Raw genomic sequence first — 17,741 nt, forward strand, 5'->3', positions numbered from 1 at the left:
GTTTCTTTTCATATATTGATACACTCTTTTCAATTTATGATAAATCGGAGTGGATTTTTTTGTTTTTATGAGAATGTAGTTATAATAAGGTTGTAAGCGATAAACATTGTGGAAAGACCCCGATATTTACCGCTGTTTTTTGCATTCAGTTTTGAGAATTGCGATAATAGAGGACGTGTGAGTTCACTATGATTATAGGAGGAGCATCATGATTGAATTTAAGAATGTAACCAAACAGTTCCCAAATGGGAAAAAAGCAGTGGATAATATCTCCCTTTCTTTTGAAAAAGGAGAATTTATTGTGTTTATCGGAACAAGTGGAAGTGGAAAGACGACGTCCATGCGGATGATTAACCGAATGATTGAACCGTCTTCTGGAGAAATTCTTGTGAACGGTCAGAATATCCAGAAAATGAATCCCGTCGAACTACGTCGGAAAATCGGCTATGTCATCCAACAGATTGGCTTAATGCCGCATATGACTATCTACGACAATATCGTCATGGTACCTAAGCTGTTGGGCTGGCCGGACGAGAAACAAAAGAAAGTCGCTGAAGAATTGATTGACCGAGTAGACTTGCCGCGTGACTTCCTAAGTCGCTATCCAGCAGAACTTTCTGGTGGGCAACAGCAACGGATTGGCGTAATCCGCGCATTAGCTGCCGACCAAGATATCATCTTGATGGACGAACCATTCGGCGCTCTCGATCCGATTACGCGCGATGCACTGCAAGAGCTGGTGAAACACTTGCAACAAGAGATGGGAAAAACCGTCGTCTTCGTTACGCATGATATGGATGAGGCACTGAAACTAGCGGACCGGATTGTCATTATGCAAGAAGGAAAAGTGGTTCAATTTGATACGCCTGACAATATTTTAATGAATCCGGCAAATGAGTTCGTAGAAAACTTCATTGGTGAAACGCGACTTACCCAAGCAAAAACAAACTTACGGACCGTTGAACAAATCATGAACGAACGGGTTATCACGGTGAATCCGGAAGCTTCCCTTGGACAAGCAATCAGTATGATGCGGAAAGAGCGCGTAGATAACTTGTTTGTAACCGATCATGATCAAAAGTTACTCGGTATTTTGTCCGTAGAGAACATTGAACGGAATCGACGCAGAAATGTTTCAATCAACGATATTATGGAAGAAGTTGCTTTTGTCCGGGCTGGAACGCTCGTCCGTGATGCTCTGCAACGAATTTTAATTTTAGGCTATAAAAACATTCCGGTTGTGGACGAGAATGACCATTTGCTTGGCCTGATCACCCGCACTTCTGTAGTGGATATGGTGTACGATTCCATCTGGAGTGATGCTGATTTGGAAGAAATGGAAGAAGTAATTGAAACGACAACGGTCGTGAGTCAGCCTGTTCAACCAGAAAAGGAGCTGATTGAATAATGAGTTTTCTACAATCGAATGGTTCAGAACTCCTTTATAAAATTGGCGAACACTTTTTTATTTCTATGATAGCTTTGGCGCTGGGTGCTCTTGTAGCCGTACCTTTGGGCATTTTATTAACCCGTTTTGAAAAAGCTTCTCGCTATGTGATTGGCTTTGTCTCCATCCTTCAAACGGTTCCTTCATTGGCTCTACTCGCTTTAATGATTCCTCTATTCGGTGTTGGCAAACTACCGGCGATTGTGGCTTTGTTTATTTATTCCTTATTGCCGATTTTACGCAATACCTATATCGGGATTCGCGGCGTTAATCCGAACGTCGTTGATGCTGCCAAAGGAATGGGTTTGACCGTTCGACAACAAACCTTGCAAGTTAAATTGCCGCTTGCAGCTCCGGTTATTATGTCGGGCATTCGGTTATCAGGTGTGTATGTGATTGCTTGGGCTACGCTTGCTTCTTACATCGGTGCTGGCGGACTCGGGGATTACATTTTCAATGGACTGAACGTATATGACCAAGAAATGATTATCTGGGGAACGATTCCCGTTACAATACTGGCGCTATTGGCAGACTTCCTATTAGGCAGAGTAGAGGTTTCGGTCACTCCTACTACCTCTTCTGAGAAAGGAGCGACTTCATGAAACACCTTAAAAAATGGCTCGTGATGCCTTTACTTGTTTTATTTTTATCAGCTTGTTCTCTCCCAGGACTTGGTGCGACTTATTCGGAAGATGGGATTGTCATTACGGGTGGAACAACGACCGAGATGCAGATCATGGCATACTTGGTAGAGGGAATGGTTACGCACTATATCCCGGATGCTCCGATTGGCTTGGTTAACAATCTTGGTTCTTCCACTTTGAATCACCAGGCTTTGATGGGCGGAGATGCGAATGTATCAGCGGTTCGCTATACTGGAACTTCTTTAACCGGTGAACTAGGGATGGACCCAATCACCGATCCAGCTGAAGCATATCAAGCGGTGGTCAAAGGGTTCGACGAAGAGTTTGATCAAGTTTGGTTCCCTGATTACGGCTTCTCAAACACGTATGCCTTCCTGGTGACACAAGAATTTTCAGAAGAAAATGGGGTCACAAAAATCAGCGACCTCGCACCTTTGGCAGAATCTCTGAGAGCTGGAGTAGACACCTCTTGGATGGAACGTGAGGGAGATGGCTACGATGCGTTTAGAGATTTGTATGAATTTGACTTCGATACGATTTATCCGATGCAGATTGGTCTCGTCTATGATGCACTAGAAGCCGGCAGTATGGATGTTGTGTTGGGATACTCGACAGATGGACGGATTGCCAGCTATGACTTGATTGTACTGGAAGACGACTTAAATCTATTCCCTCCTTATGATGCCAGTCCGGTCGCAACACGTGCCATCCTGGAAGCTTATCCTGAGTTAGAAACCATCTTTTTGAAGATGGAAGATATGCTGACGGACGAAAAAATGCAGGAGTTAAACTATCAAGTTGACAACAACCTGATCGAGCCACAAAAAGCAGCGTATGAATTTTTAGAAGAAAACAACTACTTTGAAGACAAAGACGTCACACCCCTGAAGGAGCGAGAATAATGGATATGAGTCAAATGAATACATTCGAACAATTGGTTTACTATTTTTCTGAAAATGGAATGTACGTACTCAGCCAATTCTGGCGCCACTTCTTGATTTCCATTTACGGGGTATTGTTTGCAGCCATTCTGGCGATTCCGTTAGGTTTCTGGATTTCCCGCCATACGAAATTGGCGGGCTGGGTCATCGGGATTGCAAACGTCATCCAGACCATCCCTTCACTCGCCCTTCTTTCTATTTTGATGTTGGGATTAGGCTTGGGTGCGGATACGGTTATCGCGACAGTCTTCTTGTATTCACTGTTACCAATTATTAAAAATACTTATACAGGCGTGCGAAGCGTGGATGCGGCGCTTCTTGATACAGGTAAAGGGATGGGAATGACCCGTACGCAGTTGACGATGATGGTTGAATTGCCGCTCTCCCTGTCGGTCATCATGGCCGGAATTCGGAATGCATTAGTCGTTGCCATTGGGGTTACTTCCATCGGAACCTTTATTGGTGCTGGAGGACTAGGTGACATCATCACACGCGGAGTCAATGCAACCAACGGCGGAGCGATTATTTTAGCCGGTGCTATCCCTACTGCACTGATGGCTATCCTGACAGACTTAGTATTGGAATATCTAGAGAACCGTTTGGATCCATCCAAGCGTGCATCTAGAAGATAAAATGAATACAAAAAAGGACGAAGCTGGGATTTTGATTCCCGCTTCGTCCTTTTCGTTTTATTTTCCTGCTACTTGTTTTATTTCTTGTTCGAATGCTGCTACCTTTTCGTCAACCGCTGCTTGGCTGTCCGCATTTGCACCAATGTAGAACTTGATCTTTGGTTCGGTTCCACTTGGGCGAATCGCAATCCAGCTGCCGTCTTCCAAGTGATACTTCAACACGTTGGCACTTGGCATATCAATTGTTTCAGACACTCCAGACGCTGATGTCCGTAAACGAGTGCTGAAATCTTCTGTTTCGACTACTTTTTCACCAGCAAACGCTACTGGCGCATCTTCACGGAATTGCTTCATCAATGCTTTGATTTTCTCTGCACCTGATAAGCCGCTCATCGTAACCGACAAGGTCTTCTCTTGATAATAGCCGTATGTTTCGTACAACTCGTTCAATCCGTCATACAGCGTTTGGCCTTTTTTCTTATAATAAGCCGCAACTTCTGCAATCAATACGAGAGCTTGAATCGCATCTTTATCTCGAGCAAATGGTTTTACCAAGTATCCATAACTTTCTTCAAAACCAAACTGGAATGTACGGCTGCCATCACTTTCGTATTGTTTGATTTTTTCAGCGATAAATTTGAACCCGGTCAAAACATTCACCATCTTCGCGCCAAAGGATTCTGCAATAACCGTTGGGAATTCGCTGGAAACAATCGACTTCAAGACTACCGCATTCTCTGGAAGGGTTCCGGCTTCTTGTTTAGCCAGCAAGAGATAATGAACCATCAAGGAAGCAATCTGGTTCCCTGTTAGGACTACATATTCTCCTTCATTGGTCCGAACCGCTGCTCCAAGACGATCCGCGTCTGGGTCGGTGGCCACTAAAATATCCGCACCGATTTCCTTACCGAGGCGTTCTGCGTATTCAAATGCGCCTGGCTCTTCTGGGTTTGGTGATTGCACCGTTGGGAACTCAGAATCCGGCTCCGCTTGTTCTGGCACCAAGGTAAAGCTCTCAAAACCAGCATTGGTCAGTGCACGTTCGCCTAGCATCTTTCCGGTTCCATGAAGCGGTGTAAAGATAAGCTTCATTTCTTTGCTCATTTCAGCAATCAACTCTGGATTAACAGAAACCGTTGCTACTTCTTTCAAATAAGCTCGATCGATTTCTTCACCCAGAATGGTAAGCAATCCTTTTTCTTCTAGCTCTTCTTTTTCCATTACCGGAATATTCAGCGGATCTTCAATCGCACGGATGAAGTCTGTTAATGCTTCCGCATCAGCTGGCGGCATTTGTCCGCCGTCATCTCCGTATACTTTGTATCCATTATATTCAGGAGGATTGTGACTTGCGGTAATCATAATTCCGGTCAAGGTTTGTAGATGACGGACAGCAAATGATAGCTCTGGTGTTGGACGCAGGCTTTCAAACACATAAGAAGGAATTCCATGCGCACCAAGTGTTTTCGCTGCTTCCAACGCAAACTCAGGAGAAAATCTTCTAGAGTCGTAGGCAATTGCTACACCACGTTTCTTTTCCTCTTCGCCTTTCGATTCCATTAAACGGGCAAGCCCTTCTGTTGCTTGACGCACCGTATAGATATTCATACGATTAATTCCCGCACCAATAACCCCGCGCATTCCAGCAGTACCAAACTCGAGGGGAGAGAAAAAGGCATCTTTAATTTGTTCTTCATTTTCTGCCATATTCAAAAGTTCTTCTCGCAACTGAACATCTAATTGTTCGCTATTTTTCCATTGTTCATATGTATTCATGTAAACCATCTCGTTAACCTCCAACACAATATTTTCTTTATTATAGCATTATAGAGGTAAAAAAGTAACGCAAGGCCGTTTTTACGAGGAGACGTCGCAAAAATTGTATGTTAGATTTTCTTACATATTATGTTAGAATCAGATGAAATTAGTTAATCAAATTCTCAGAATCACATTGACAGCCTGGAAACCCGCATGGTATTCTAATGTCCATGAAACTTAATGAAAATCATTTGTTTAACAATGTCACCTTTACTAACATCATATATTTTAAGGAGGAAATAAATATGAAAAAGAAAAAATGGATGAGTTTATTAGCAACTGGTTTTGTTGCTTTTACCCTAGCAGCTTGCGGAAACAATGATGCTGCAGCAACAGATGGCGATGTTTATGTGATTGGGACGGATACAACTTTCGCACCGTTTGAGTTTGAGAATGATGAAGGTGAATTTGTTGGGATCGACTTAGACTTACTGGATGCGATTGCAAAGGACCAAGGGTTTGAATATGAATTGCGTTCCCTTGGATTTAACGCTGCTGTAACTGCACTTGAAGCTAATCAAGTAGATGGTGTTATTGCAGGAATGTCCATCAACGAAGAGCGCGAAAAGAAATATGACTTCTCTGATCCTTATTACGAAAGTACCGTTGGAGTTGCTGTGAAGCCTGATTCCGGAATTGCTGCTATCGAAGATTTAAGCGGTAAGCAAGTAGTTGTAAAAACAGGAACCACTGGAGCAGAGTATGCGGAGAGCGTGAAGGATGAATACGGCTTTGAATTGAAGTACGTAGAAGATTCAGCTACCATGTACCAAGACGTACTAACAGGAAACTCTGCGGCAGCATTTGAAGACTACCCTGTTATTCAATACGAAATTGCACGCGGCATGGAATTGACTGTCATTCACGAATCACCTGAAGGCAGCAACTATGGTTTCGCTACGATGAAAGGCAAACAAACGGACTTAGTAGAGAAATTCAATGCTGGTTTGAAGAACTTACGCGATAGCGGCGACTATGACAAGATTATCGATACATATTTAGGTGAATAATTATAAATACTGTCTCTTCGGAGGCAGTTTTTTTGAAAAAAATTAGCGTGCAAGTGAGCCCTTCTTTTGAGGGTCACTTGCACGCTTTTCGCCTTCTTGGTATGAGTAAGACTTTTTTTAGAGCTCACTTGTACGTTTTCGGCCATTTTGGTATAAGTGAGCTATTTTTTGTGGCTCACTTGCACGTTTTCTTGTCAATGGGTTAGGTAGCAGTTTTTTTGCTGTAAGACATGCGGGATTCTAAGCGATTCGCAATGAATGTCAGCAAGGAAATGACTGCTAAGTAATAAATGGCCACGATTCCCCACATGCGAATGGTTTCCATATTGTTGGCTGTAATAATTTTCCCATTCATGGTGAGCTCGCGCACGCCGATAACGGACAGCAATGACGTATCTTTCAACGTAATGATGAATTGGTTGATGATGGAAGGTAACATCGTTCTTAATGCTTGCGGCAGGATTACTTTTCGCATGGAAGTACCATACGGCAATCCCAAACTACGAGAAGCTTCCATTTGACCCACATCGACTGCCTCAATTCCTCCACGCACAATCTCCGCCATATAAGCGCCTGCGTTCAGACTCATCGTGATAATTCCCGCATTCCACTCCGACAAACTAATTCCAGTAGCCATTGGCACGCCGAAATAAATAAAGTAGATTTGTACGAGTAGAGGCGTTCCGCGAATCAGCCAAATATACGCATTCGCAATCGAATAAATAATTTTATTTCCCGATACCTTCATTAAGCCAAAAATGATTCCAATGATAGAAGCAAAAAGTAAGGCGTATAAGGTGATCTGGACAGTTTGTCCCATAGCATCCATAAAGGAAGGAAAATGTTGAATAAAAAGTTCAATAAAATACATGATATCACCCTATCTTTTCATTGGCACATTCAAAACAATACAGAAAAAAAGTAGTGGAAGCAACTAATTAACTTCCCCTTAGAATTATGAGAGCTTGCTCATTTTTGTTATTCATATAGAATAGCACAGAAAAATCTAGCGGTCAATTCGATTTTTTCATAAAAACAGGGCTGGAGGTATGCTCCAGCCCCTACTCTTATTTCTCAACTGCGTAACGGTCGTTCCATTCTTCAATGTAATGGAATGCGCGGTTTCCTGCTTCTCCGCCATCCCCAACTGCTGTCGTGATTTGGCGTAAAGTTTTCTTACGTACATCACCAACTGCAAAGATACCCGGTACAGCTGTTTCCATGTATTCGTTGGTTTCGATCCAGCCTTCCGCATCAGTGATTCCGAGATCACGGAATGCATCGGATTGCGGCAAGATACCTACGTAGACGAAAACACCGTCAATATTCTGTTGGACTACTTCACCGGTTTTCACATTCTTCATTGCTACACCCGTTACCTTGTTTCCGTCTCCTTGGATTTCCTCTACAACGGTATCCCAAGTGAAGTTTACTTTTTCATTCTTGAAAGCACGATCTTGCAAGATTTTTTGGGCGCGCAATGAGTCCCGACGATGAACAATGTTCACATCACCAAATTGAGTCAGATACGTTCCTTCTTCAACCGCTGAATCTCCTCCGCCGACCACAATTAAATCCTTGTTGCGGAAGAACGCGCCGTCACAGACCGCACAGTAAGAAACACCACGGCCATTGTATTGATCTTCCCCTGGCACATTTAACTTACGGTGATAGGATCCGGTTGCGATAATAACTGCTTTTGCTTTATAAGATTTCTTCCCTGCTTCAACAATTCGGTACGCACCATCGACAACGATGCGTTTCACATCGCCATAAGCTTGGTCAGCACCAAAACGCATGGAACTCTTATGCATCTTGTCAGCCAATTCTGGCCCCATGATGGAGTCAAAGCCTGGATAGTTTTCCACTTCAGCTGTATTCAGCAATTCCCCGCCTGGCACACCGCGCTCTAATACAAGCGTGCTCAAGTTTGCACGGGAGGCGTATAACGCCGCTGTCATCCCACCTGGTCCTGAACCAATGATAATGACATCATAAATTTTTTCTTGTTGTTCCATTTAGATACCCCTTTTAAACATTTCTAATCTGCTCTAGTCTATGCCTTTTCCGGCTAAATAGCGAACCTTCTGCTTACTGGCCTTCTTCTTGTTCCAGGCGTTCACTTAATTCGAGAATGTAATCTCTTAGTTTATCTTTCATTTCTGGATGTTCCAAGCCGTAGCTGATGCTTGTCGTCAAGAAACCAAACTTATCCCCCACGTCAAAGCGGTGTCCGGTAAATTTCTTGGCGAAAACACGTTGTGTCTTGTTCAACGTATCAATCGCGTCCGTCAGTTGAATTTCTCCACCTGCACCTGGGTTTTGGTTTTCTAAAATTTCAAAAATTTCTGGAGTCAATAAATAACGGCCAATAATGGCTAAATCACTTGGCGCATCCGCTGGGTCTGGTTTCTCCACAAAGCGGCGTACATTATATAGCCCTTCCTCCAACTCGTTATCTGGATCGATAATTCCATATTTAGAAGTTTCTTCGTGTGGAACTTCCATCACGGCAATCGTTGAAGCATGAGTACGCTCGTAACCGTCCATCAACTGGCGAGTCAAAGGTACTTCATCCTTCATCAAATCATCACCAAGCATGACGACAAACGGCTCGTCCCCAATAAAGGCCTTCGCCTGCAGAACGGCATGCCCCAACCCCATTGGATAAGACTGACGTACGAAATGAATCCGCAGGCCGGTTGTTTCTTGAACCAGCTTCAACAATTCGTCTTTGCCCTTTTCACGAAGATTCGCCTCTAATTCAATGTTCGAGTCGAAGTGATCTTCAATTGGTCGCTTGCTCTTCCCGGTTACAATCAGAATATCTTCAATTCCTGATTCGATTGCTTCTTCTACAATAAATTGAATCGTTGGTTTATCAACGATTGGTAACATCTCTTTTGCCATCGCTTTGGTAACCGGCAAGAAGCGAGTCCCAAAACCAGCAGCTGGAATAACGGCTTTTTTTACTTTTTTCATGATCATTTGCTCCTTTACACGTTTACTGTTCTGCTTTTCGATCACGTAGCATTAAGTCACGGATGACTTTTTCTACGTTTGCTCCTTCATACAAAACTCGGTAAATTGCTTCGGTAATCGGCATTTCAATTCCTTTTTCTTGGGCTAATTCATAGGCAGCCTTGGTGGTTTCAACACCTTCCACTACCATTCCCATGCTCTCTAGAATTTCTGGAAGAGGTACTTTCTTCCCAATTAAGTTCCCGGCACGCCAGTTTCGTGAATGGATACTGGTTCCCGTAACAATAATATCGCCTACACCGCTCAATCCGATAAAGGTTAATGGGTCTGCGCCAAACGCAACTCCTAAACGGCTGATTTCTGCTAGACCACGCGTCATTAATGCGGCTTTCGCATTGTCCCCATAGCCTAAACCGTGTAGAGCTCCTGCTCCCACTGCAATAATATTCTTCAAGGCAGCTCCTAGCTCGACACCAATCACATCTTGGTTGGTGTAAACTCGGAAATAGTAATTCATGAAGATTTTTTGCACCATTTCTGCCGCAGTTTCTGTCTCAGAAGCTGCTGCCACAGTCGTAATGTCTTTCTTTGCGACCTCTTCTGCATGACTTGGTCCGGATAAAACGACCAAACCTTGATGCAAGGAAGCAGGAATTTCTTCTTCAATAATCGTTGAAATCCGCTTATGCGTGCCTTGTTCCAACCCTTTGCTCGCATGGATCAAAACAGGTTTCTTCTCGCCGGTTAACAAAGGCGCGACTTGCTTCGCTACAAAGCGGATGGCTTTCGTTGGGATGACAAAAAGAATGAAGTCTGCTCCTTCGATTGCCGCAGAAAGGTCCGTATAGCCTACAATTCCTTCGCTCAATACTAATTCAGGCAAGTAATGGGCATTGGTGTGTTGCTGGTTCATCTCTTCAATTTGAGCCGGGTTGTTCCCCCAGACACGAACGTCGTGCCCATTTTCGTCTAGTACCATTGAAAGAGCGGTTCCCCACGAACCCGCTCCTAGCACTGCTATTGTTTGCTTCATTTCTTTCCTCCATTCCCTGTTGGCAGATTTGGATTCATACCAAGGTTAATCTGCGTATAATACGGGTCTTTCGGGTATTTATTGTATCTTCTAAACGCCCAAATACCAAGAGCTCCTAAGAAGAGTAGGATGGACAAGATTTGGGATACACGAATTCCTAAGAAGTACAGACTATCCGTCCGCATTCCTTCAATAAAAAAGCGGCCAAACGAATACCACATCACATACGTTAAGAATACTTCCCCTTCACGCAATACGTTCGGGCGTCTGCGGATCCATAAAATAAAGACAAATCCAAGCAACGACCATAACGATTCATACAAGAAGGTTGGATGGTAGTAAATCCCTTCAATATTCATTTGATTAATAATAAATTCAGGCAAAAACAAGCCTTCCAAGAAGGATCGGGTTACTTCTGAACCGTGCGCTTCTTGATTAATAAAGTTTCCCCAACGACCAATGGACTGAGCGATTAATACTCCGGGAGCCAATACATCGAGTGTCAGCATAAACGGAACTTCTCTTTTTTTCGTATAAAAGAAAACGACTAATCCACCAACCAACAGTGCCCCATAAATGGCTAAACCGCCATTCCAAATTTGTAGAATCTGGCTTGGGTTAGCCAAGTAGTAATCTAATTCGAAAAGAACGTAATAGGCGCGTGCTCCAAGAATTGCTAAAGGTACCGCCCAAAATGCCACATCTAAAATGAGATCCGGCGGCATCCCTTTTCGGTCTCCCTCTTTAGAAGCTAGATACATAGCGAGGAGGATTCCTACGCCAATAATAACACCATACCAAGCAATTTCAAACTCTCCAAACTTCACTGCGATTGGATTGATTGCTGTTAAAAAATGTTCCATTCTTTCTTCACCTTTTCCTAATCCTCTTGTCTGGAGTTCTCTTTGATCAAATTATCTAAGTTTCGTTCAAAGGTCTCCGCAGCATTATATCCCATCGTCTTAGCCCGGTAGTTCATAGCAGCCATTTCAACGATGATTGCCAAGTTTCGACCAGTCTTAACCGGAACGGTAATCTTTGGAATCTTCACATCCAAGATATTTACCATTTCTTCCGTACTGCCCAGCCGCTCAAATTTCTTTTCTTGCGTCCACATTTCTAGATTGACAATCACATTTACTTCATTTGATTGCTTCACAGCACCGGCTCCGAACAACGTCATGACGTCCATAATCCCAATACCGCGAATCTCAATTAAATGACGCAGAATCGGCGGTGCCTCTCCCATCAAGGTATCTTCGTCGTGTTGATACAAATCAATCCGGTCATCCGCTACTAAACGATGTCCTTTTTGAATCAACTCCAAGGCCGTTTCTGATTTACCGACACCACTGTCTCCGGTAATCATGACGCCCATCCCAAACACATCAACCAAAACCCCATGCATCGATACGCGCTCGGCTAAACGACTTTCCAGGAAGTTGGTGACGTTACTGGAAATACGCGTTGTCTTTGATTGCGCTTGGAGAATCGGAATTCCCGCTTCTTGACAAGCTTTTACAAGTTCAACAGGTGGTTCCATTTTTCGGGAAATAATGAAGCAAGGTGTTTCCTTTTGCGCAAGGCGGCGCATAATAATTAATCGTTCTTCCGGGGTCATGCGTTGAATGAAAGACAGTTCTGTCTGCCCCATTAACTGAACCCGCCAAGATGGATAGAAATTAAAATATCCTGTAAGCTCTACGCCAGGACGGTTAATTTCCGTGGATGTAATCTTTTTATTTAAGAACTCTTCGCCAGAAAGAATGGTATAAGACGAAATGTCTACTAATTCTTGGATGGTTACACTATTTGGCATTATTTTTCCCTCACTTATTTTGTACTGGTACAGAAGCATACATGTTCTGTTCAATCATAACATTTATCAGAAAGTGAATAAAGTTAAAAAAGCAGAAGCATAAGGGAAGTACCCTTTTGCTTCTGCTCGATTGCTTATGCGCGCTTATTTTCAGACACCATACTCTGTACCAGTGATAAAACTAAAGATACGAGTAAGGTTACCCCAAAACTGCTAAACCAGAATCCCGGTCCTACTAAGGCGGAAGTCAGGGACAACATCAACGCATTGATGATGAAGCTGAACAACCCAAACGTTAGCAGGGTAATCGGAAACGAAAGAATATGCAAGATTGGTTTCACGAGGATATTCACCAGTGAGAGGACGATTGCTGCCCAAAAGGCAGTCCATGCACTACTCACCACAAATCCTGGCAGTAGGAAGGCTAATGCGATAAAGACAATAGAATTAATCGCTATTTTCTTCCAAAAGCCCATTAAAAGTCGCTCCAATCATCGTCTTCTTTTTCTTTTGTAACTGGTTTTGCTTCTTTACGCGGACGCGCTTGGCTTGAACGCGGTCTGCTATAGGTCGTGCTGTCGCTGTAATTATGATCCTCACGACTTGGTTCTGGCAAGAGAATCGCCAACAGGATGTACAGGAATACAGGCGATCCTACTCCAGCAAAGGCAAAGATTAGGAATATCACACGTACAATTGTAGAGTCAATACCAAAATATTCAGCAATCCCACCTAATACACCACTTACTTGTCTATCTTTTGCGGATTTCGTTAATCTTTTCATACTTCTCCCTCCCATTATTTACGATCGGTGTCCTTCAACATAATGTTCCCGTTTGTTGTTTTCAATTCTACCACAACCGGGGCATTGTCTACCAGTCTCCGATATTGAAGATGTTTATTTGTTTTTTCGTCACGTTGTTTCACAACTTCACCATCAACCATCCGATTTTTGATGGCTCCAAGTGAGCTGTTTGCTTCTAATTCGATGCTCTTTTCATTTGGAATCGCCAATTTAACTGTTCCGTTTACAGAAGTAGCCTCAATCCGTTTCATTTCTGTATCAAGATAGGTCATTTTGACATCGCCATTTACTACGGAAAGAGTCGAGCTGGCAATTTGGCTGTTTGTTGTAATCGTACCATTCACTAATTTCGCCATCAAATCAACAAGATTGCTGTCTTCTACTTGAATGCTGCCGTTGACACCATCCAGTTCCAACATCGTTGCTTGCAGGTTGGTGAATGTCATTTTACCATTTGTTGATTTAACATATACGTCTTTCCCACTCAAGTCGTTTAATGACAGATTTCCGTTTAAGATCTTGAAGGCAACGTAGTCATACTCACGAGCTGGCAAAGTGACAAGCAAGTCACAGCGCACTCGTTTGTTTGGTACATGGAATTTTAGTTGGTCTTCATCTATTTCGATATGGCTGCGTGCTTCAAATGCTTCAAATGGTGTTCCTTCTTCCACTTTCGCATAGATTTTCACGTCCGCATGGATGCGAATGTCTTCGGTATCGCCTTTTTCAAAAACGATATTCCCGTTCGCAATTTGGAAATCCAAAATTGTAGCGGTCGTATTCTCATAAACGAAGTCATGAGAGAACTTGCTGCTAACTAATCCTGGGACATTCAAGTTAAAATCAATTTCTTTCCATTCTACGTTATCCATTACGGTATTCATGGTAGAGCTGAAGAAGCTGCCGATTTGCGCACCTACCTTACCAAGTTTCCCAGAAAGGTCATTGGCGGTTTCTTTCCACTCTTCCTTGTTGCCGAACTTTTCGCTGAAGGATTTCACATTTTTCTCCAGTTGTTCCTTCTTCAACGTACGCATTTTTTCTTCCATTTCGCGTTTTTCTTCACGTAGAGCTTGTTCTTGGCCACGTAGGCTTTCTAATTCTTCATCCAAACGCATCGCTTCGATTTCCATTTCTGGTGTCATGCCACCTAGTTCTTCATGAGTCGCAAGCTCTTGTCTGCGATCTTCCTTCAAACTGATTTGTCGACGCAACACTTGCAATGCTTCTGTTTTCTCGTCTACGCGAGAAGAGAAGAAGGAAATTTCGCTAGCAAGTTCTTCCAAGATTTTTTCAAAATTCACACGGTCTTTTTTCTCTGCTTCTTCGCGTTCTTCTTCTACGGTTTTCTCTTCCGTCACCGTTTCAGTTTCTTCAGTGAAGCCTTCATCTTTGTTCTGACGCATCGCATCTCTGCCATGTTTCTTCGCCGCATTTTCCAATAGTTCAATCGCTTCTTCGGTAGAAATAATGCCTTCTCGTACAAGCGCTAAAATACGTTCTCTTTCATTCATGGTAGTTCCTCCTTATAAGGGTTCATTTATACAAATTCTATGACCTAGCGTTAAACGGTTCTTATGTACTTATTATGCCAAGAAACGTTTCCAAAGTCATAGGTCTTAAGGTTGATTTCCAGATACATACCAATACGTAGAAGAAAAAAGTATGCCAAAGCACTTCGTACGAGATGCGTTTTGCCATACTTTTTGTTATTTTATCTGTTCTTGTCTCGTTCCAGTACTTTCTTCAAGTACTGTCCGGTATAGCTATGCGGAACGGCCGCTACTTCTTCTGGTGTTCCGGTAGCAATCACCGTTCCCCCACCGACGCCGCCTTCTGGTCCCATATCAATAATATGGTCTGCAGTTTTGATTACGTCTAAGTTGTGTTCGACCACTAACACGGTATTGCCAGCGTCCACAAGTCGTTGCAAGACTTCTAAAAGTTTCGCAATGTCATGTGTATGCAGTCCCGTTGTTGGTTCGTCCAAAATATAGAACGTTCGACCGGAAGAAACACGTTGCAGCTCACTAGCTAACTTCATCCGCTGCGCTTCTCCACCTGACAAAGTCGTTGCGGGTTGACCGAGTGTAATATAACCAAGTCCTACATCGCAAATGGTTTGAAGTTTGCGGCGAATTTTTGGTACTGCAGCAAAGAACTCAACTGCCTCTTCAATCGTCATTTCTAAAATCTCTGAAATATTCTTTCCTTTGTAACGAACTTCCAGTGTCTCTGAATTGTACCGTTTCCCATGGCACACTTCACAAGGTACATAGATGTCTGGCAAGAAGTGCATCTCAATCTTCAAGATACCGTCTCCCTTACAAGCTTCACAGCGCCCGCCTTTTACGTTAAAGCTAAAGCGGCCTTTGCCGTATCCACGAATTTTTGCTTCATTCGTAGTAGCAAACAAGGTCCGTACATCATCGAACACACTTGTATAGGTAGCTGGGTTACTACGTGGTGTTCTACCAATTGGGCTTTGATCAATATCAATAACCTTTTCCAGCTCTTCATAGCCAGAAATTTTTCTAAATGCACCTGGCTTTTCTTTGGTTCGGGTCAAGTGTTTCGATAGAGCGACCTTCAAGATACGATTCACCAGCGAGCTCTTCCCAGAACCCGATACCCCCGTCACGGCGATAAAGCGGCCAAGCGGGAATGAGACGTCCACATCTTTCAGATTGTTTTCTGTTGCTCCTTCCAATAATACCGCACCGCGGTCTTCGCTTCGTCTTTCAGCCGGAACAGGAATAAACTTGGTCCCTGCTAAGTAGTTTCCTGTAATGGATTCCTCTACTTGCATGACTTCTTCAGGCTTACCAGCCGCTACGATTTGGCCCCCGCTCTCTCCAGCTCCCGGTCCAATATCAATCAAGTAGTCGGCCTGCATCATGGTTTCTTCGTCATGTTCGACAACGACCAGTGTATTGCCTAAATCACGCATGCTCTTCATCGATTCAATCAACAAGTTGTTATCTCGTTGATGCAACCCGATAGAAGGTTCATCTAAGATGTATAAAACACCCGATAAGTTGGATCCGATTTGAGTGGCCAAGCGAATCCGTTGTGCTTCTCCACCCGAAAGGCTCCCTGCCACACGGTTTAAGGTTAAGTAGTTCAGCCCTACATTGCGTAAGAAAAGAAGTCGCGACTTGATTTCACGCAAGATCGGATCAGCAATGGACGTTTCAGCTTCCGTTAATTCCATGTCGCTCAAAAAGTTGATTGCTTTTTCGATTGAACGGCTCGTTAATTGTGCGATGTCTTCCCCTGCCACTTTGACGCAGAGTGCCTGTTCGTTCAAACGGGCACCATGACACGTTTGACAAGAAAGTTCCGTCATATACTCGCGCATTACTTTGCGAGTAAAGTCACTGGATGACTCATGATAACGACGGTTCACATTTGTGGCTACTCCCTCAAACGGAATATGCACATCTCTTACACTGCCAAATTCATTCTTATGATAGAAGTGGAATTTCTTCCCTTTCGAGCCAAACAAAACGAGATCTTGATGTTCTTTGGATAATTCTTCAAATGGCACATCCATCGGAATCTTATATTCCGTACAGAACTGACGCAACATTTCTGGATAGTAGTTCGAACTGATTGGATTCCACGGAGCCATCGCACCATCATTCAGAGATAATGTTTTATCTGGCACAATTAAATCCAAGTCTACTTCCAGTTTCATCCCAATTCCATCACAATCCGGACAAGCTCCATAAGGCGCATTGAACGAAAAGAGACGAGGTTCAATTTCACCTACTGTAAAGCCACAAAGAGGACATGCATAATGTTCACTGAACATCATTTCTTTTTCTCCAATGAGATCAATCACTACATATCCTTCTGCTAGGCGAAGTGCTGTTTCAACGGAATCGAAGAGTCGAGAACGGATCCCTTCCTTGATAACAATCCGATCGACAATAATCGAAATGTCATGAGTTTGATTTTTATTTAATTCCGGCACTTCAGAAACATCATACGTTTCACCGTCTACTCGAACCCGAACATACCCTTGCTTTTTGATGGAATCAAAGACTTTTTTATGTTGCCCTTTTTTCCCATAAACTACTGGTGCTAAAACTTGCAAACGCGTGCGCTCCGGTAAATCCAGTATTTGATTAACGATTTGTTCAGGTGATTGGCTGCTAATTTCTGTCCCATCATTCGGACAAATCGGGTGCCCGACACGTGCATACAAAAGACGCAAAAAATCATTGATTTCTGTCACGGTACCGACTGTAGAACGAGGGTTGTTACTCGTTGATTTTTGATCGATTGCAATGGCGGGACTCAACCCATCAATACTGTCGACATCTGCTTTTTCCATTTGGCCTAAGAATTGACGAGCGTATGCAGAGAGACTCTCTACATACCGACGTTGTCCTTCTGCATACAGGGTATCAAAAGCTAAGGAGCTTTTCCCTGAACCAGAAAGACCAGTTACGACGACAAGTTGATCCCGTGGAATCGTGATATCAATATTTTTTAAGTTATGCGAACGTGCGCCACGCACAACAATTTGGTCTTTTGCCATAGTCTACATCCTTTGTCTAAAAGATTTCTCGTTCCTTATTTTAACACAATAAAAGGAAAAA

The 17,741-nt window shown here is 43.3% G+C and carries 16 protein-coding genes; 5 read left to right on the top strand and 11 right to left on the bottom strand.

The window, feature by feature from the left end:
• Positions 1 to 208: 208 nt before the first annotated feature.
• The 4 genes from PVE40_RS00640 to PVE40_RS00655 are packed head-to-tail and all read left to right on the top strand — an operon-like array spanning position 209 to position 3,664.
• Positions 209 to 1,408 carry a betaine/proline/choline family ABC transporter ATP-binding protein gene (locus PVE40_RS00640; RefSeq protein WP_274729950.1) on the top strand — a complete coding sequence of 400 codons (1,200 nt, stop codon included), beginning with the start codon at positions 209 to 211 and terminating at the stop codon, positions 1,406 to 1,408.
• Entirely contained in the window at positions 1,405 to 2,049 is a 645-nt protein-coding gene (locus tag PVE40_RS00645) for an ABC transporter permease (protein WP_274729980.1), read from the top strand. The genes PVE40_RS00640 and PVE40_RS00645 overlap by 4 nt, the downstream gene beginning before the upstream one ends.
• Positions 2,046 to 2,993 (top strand): osmoprotectant ABC transporter substrate-binding protein, encoded by a 948-nt coding sequence (locus PVE40_RS00650; protein ID WP_274729951.1) that lies wholly within the window; start codon positions 2,046 to 2,048, stop codon positions 2,991 to 2,993. The genes PVE40_RS00645 and PVE40_RS00650 overlap by 4 nt, the downstream gene beginning before the upstream one ends.
• Before the next feature lie 5 nt (positions 2,994 to 2,998).
• Positions 2,999 to 3,664 (top strand): ABC transporter permease, encoded by a 666-nt coding sequence (locus PVE40_RS00655; RefSeq protein WP_274729981.1) that lies wholly within the window; start codon positions 2,999 to 3,001, stop codon positions 3,662 to 3,664.
• Positions 3,665 to 3,721: 57 nt separating this feature from the next.
• Here PVE40_RS00655 and PVE40_RS00660 read toward each other — a convergent pair whose 3' ends face one another.
• A complete protein-coding gene (locus tag PVE40_RS00660) occupies positions 3,722 to 5,449 on the bottom strand; it encodes a phospho-sugar mutase (protein WP_274729952.1) in 1,728 nt (575 codons plus the stop codon).
• Positions 5,450 to 5,727: 278 nt separating this feature from the next.
• Between PVE40_RS00660 and PVE40_RS00665 the strand changes: the two genes are divergently transcribed.
• Positions 5,728 to 6,492 carry a transporter substrate-binding domain-containing protein gene (locus tag PVE40_RS00665; RefSeq protein WP_274729953.1) on the top strand — a complete coding sequence of 255 codons (765 nt, stop codon included), beginning with the start codon at positions 5,728 to 5,730 and terminating at the stop codon, positions 6,490 to 6,492.
• A 202-nt stretch (positions 6,493 to 6,694) separates the two neighbouring features.
• Here the strand turns inward: PVE40_RS00665 and PVE40_RS00670 are convergent, their stop codons facing one another.
• The 10 genes from PVE40_RS00670 to uvrA all read right to left on the bottom strand — a co-directional run bounded on the left by PVE40_RS00670 (position 6,695) and on the right by uvrA (position 17,680).
• A complete protein-coding gene (locus tag PVE40_RS00670; protein ID WP_274729954.1) occupies positions 6,695 to 7,363 on the bottom strand; it encodes an amino acid ABC transporter permease in 669 nt (222 codons plus the stop codon).
• A 196-nt stretch (positions 7,364 to 7,559) separates the two neighbouring features.
• A complete protein-coding gene (gene trxB, locus PVE40_RS00675; RefSeq protein ID WP_274729955.1) occupies positions 7,560 to 8,510 on the bottom strand; it encodes a thioredoxin-disulfide reductase in 951 nt (316 codons plus the stop codon).
• 73 nt (positions 8,511 to 8,583) lie between these two features.
• The gene (galU, locus tag PVE40_RS00680; RefSeq protein ID WP_274729956.1) at positions 8,584 to 9,474 is read right to left on the bottom strand and encodes a UTP--glucose-1-phosphate uridylyltransferase GalU; all 891 of its coding nucleotides are present in this window, start codon (positions 9,472 to 9,474) and stop codon (positions 8,584 to 8,586) included.
• Positions 9,475 to 9,496: 22 nt separating this feature from the next.
• On the bottom strand, positions 9,497 to 10,507 hold the full coding sequence (locus tag PVE40_RS00685; RefSeq protein WP_274729957.1) for an NAD(P)H-dependent glycerol-3-phosphate dehydrogenase: 1,011 nt from the start codon (positions 10,505 to 10,507) through the stop codon (positions 9,497 to 9,499).
• On the bottom strand, positions 10,504 to 11,370 hold the full coding sequence (gene lgt, locus PVE40_RS00690; RefSeq protein WP_274729958.1) for a prolipoprotein diacylglyceryl transferase: 867 nt from the start codon (positions 11,368 to 11,370) through the stop codon (positions 10,504 to 10,506). Before lgt ends, PVE40_RS00685 begins: the two co-directional genes overlap by 4 nt.
• A 17-nt stretch (positions 11,371 to 11,387) precedes the next feature.
• A complete protein-coding gene (hprK, locus tag PVE40_RS00695) occupies positions 11,388 to 12,326 on the bottom strand; it encodes an HPr(Ser) kinase/phosphatase (RefSeq protein WP_274729959.1) in 939 nt (312 codons plus the stop codon).
• Between the two features lie 134 nt (positions 12,327 to 12,460).
• Positions 12,461 to 12,802 carry a phage holin family protein gene (locus tag PVE40_RS00700; RefSeq protein ID WP_274729960.1) on the bottom strand — a complete coding sequence of 114 codons (342 nt, stop codon included), beginning with the start codon at positions 12,800 to 12,802 and terminating at the stop codon, positions 12,461 to 12,463.
• Positions 12,802 to 13,110, bottom strand: coding sequence for a PspC domain-containing protein (locus PVE40_RS00705; RefSeq protein ID WP_274729961.1), 309 nt, complete (start codon positions 13,108 to 13,110; stop codon positions 12,802 to 12,804). The genes PVE40_RS00700 and PVE40_RS00705 overlap by 1 nt, the downstream gene beginning before the upstream one ends.
• Before the next feature lie 14 nt (positions 13,111 to 13,124).
• Positions 13,125 to 14,645 carry a daptomycin-sensing surface protein LiaX gene (gene liaX, locus PVE40_RS00710; RefSeq protein ID WP_274729962.1) on the bottom strand — a complete coding sequence of 507 codons (1,521 nt, stop codon included), beginning with the start codon at positions 14,643 to 14,645 and terminating at the stop codon, positions 13,125 to 13,127.
• 200 nt (positions 14,646 to 14,845) lie between these two features.
• Positions 14,846 to 17,680: an excinuclease ABC subunit UvrA gene (gene uvrA, locus PVE40_RS00715; protein ID WP_274729963.1), complete on the bottom strand. Its 2,835-nt coding sequence runs from the start codon at positions 17,678 to 17,680 to the stop codon at positions 14,846 to 14,848.
• Positions 17,681 to 17,741: the final 61 nt, after the last annotated feature.

The sequence above is a fragment of the Jeotgalibaca caeni genome, from assembly GCF_028863945.1.
Lineage (GTDB): Bacteria > Bacillota > Bacilli > Lactobacillales > Aerococcaceae > Jeotgalibaca > Jeotgalibaca caeni.

What these genes read in the sequence shown, in the direction of transcription:
- PVE40_RS00700 (WP_274729960.1), bottom strand. Translation starts at nt 12,802, where the DNA reads ATGGGCTTTTGGAAGAAAATAGCGATTAATTCTATTGTCTTTATCGCA.
- PVE40_RS00655 (WP_274729981.1), top strand. Translation starts at nt 2,999, where the DNA reads ATGAGTCAAATGAATACATTCGAACAATTGGTTTACTATTTTTCTGAA.
- galU (WP_274729956.1), bottom strand. Translation starts at nt 9,474, where the DNA reads ATGAAAAAAGTAAAAAAAGCCGTTATTCCAGCTGCTGGTTTTGGGACT.
- PVE40_RS00685 (WP_274729957.1), bottom strand. Translation starts at nt 10,507, where the DNA reads ATGAAGCAAACAATAGCAGTGCTAGGAGCGGGTTCGTGGGGAACCGCT.
- PVE40_RS00670 (WP_274729954.1), bottom strand. Translation starts at nt 7,363, where the DNA reads ATGTATTTTATTGAACTTTTTATTCAACATTTTCCTTCCTTTATGGAT.
- PVE40_RS00650 (WP_274729951.1), top strand. Translation starts at nt 2,046, where the DNA reads ATGAAACACCTTAAAAAATGGCTCGTGATGCCTTTACTTGTTTTATTT.
- PVE40_RS00665 (WP_274729953.1), top strand. Translation starts at nt 5,728, where the DNA reads ATGAAAAAGAAAAAATGGATGAGTTTATTAGCAACTGGTTTTGTTGCT.
- lgt (WP_274729958.1), bottom strand. Translation starts at nt 11,370, where the DNA reads ATGGAACATTTTTTAACAGCAATCAATCCAATCGCAGTGAAGTTTGGA.
- PVE40_RS00640 (WP_274729950.1), top strand. Translation starts at nt 209, where the DNA reads ATGATTGAATTTAAGAATGTAACCAAACAGTTCCCAAATGGGAAAAAA.
- PVE40_RS00660 (WP_274729952.1), bottom strand. Translation starts at nt 5,449, where the DNA reads ATGGTTTACATGAATACATATGAACAATGGAAAAATAGCGAACAATTA.
- hprK (WP_274729959.1), bottom strand. Translation starts at nt 12,326, where the DNA reads ATGCCAAATAGTGTAACCATCCAAGAATTAGTAGACATTTCGTCTTAT.
- liaX (WP_274729962.1), bottom strand. Translation starts at nt 14,645, where the DNA reads ATGAATGAAAGAGAACGTATTTTAGCGCTTGTACGAGAAGGCATTATT.
- trxB (WP_274729955.1), bottom strand. Translation starts at nt 8,510, where the DNA reads ATGGAACAACAAGAAAAAATTTATGATGTCATTATCATTGGTTCAGGA.
- PVE40_RS00705 (WP_274729961.1), bottom strand. Translation starts at nt 13,110, where the DNA reads ATGAAAAGATTAACGAAATCCGCAAAAGATAGACAAGTAAGTGGTGTA.
- uvrA (WP_274729963.1), bottom strand. Translation starts at nt 17,680, where the DNA reads ATGGCAAAAGACCAAATTGTTGTGCGTGGCGCACGTTCGCATAACTTA.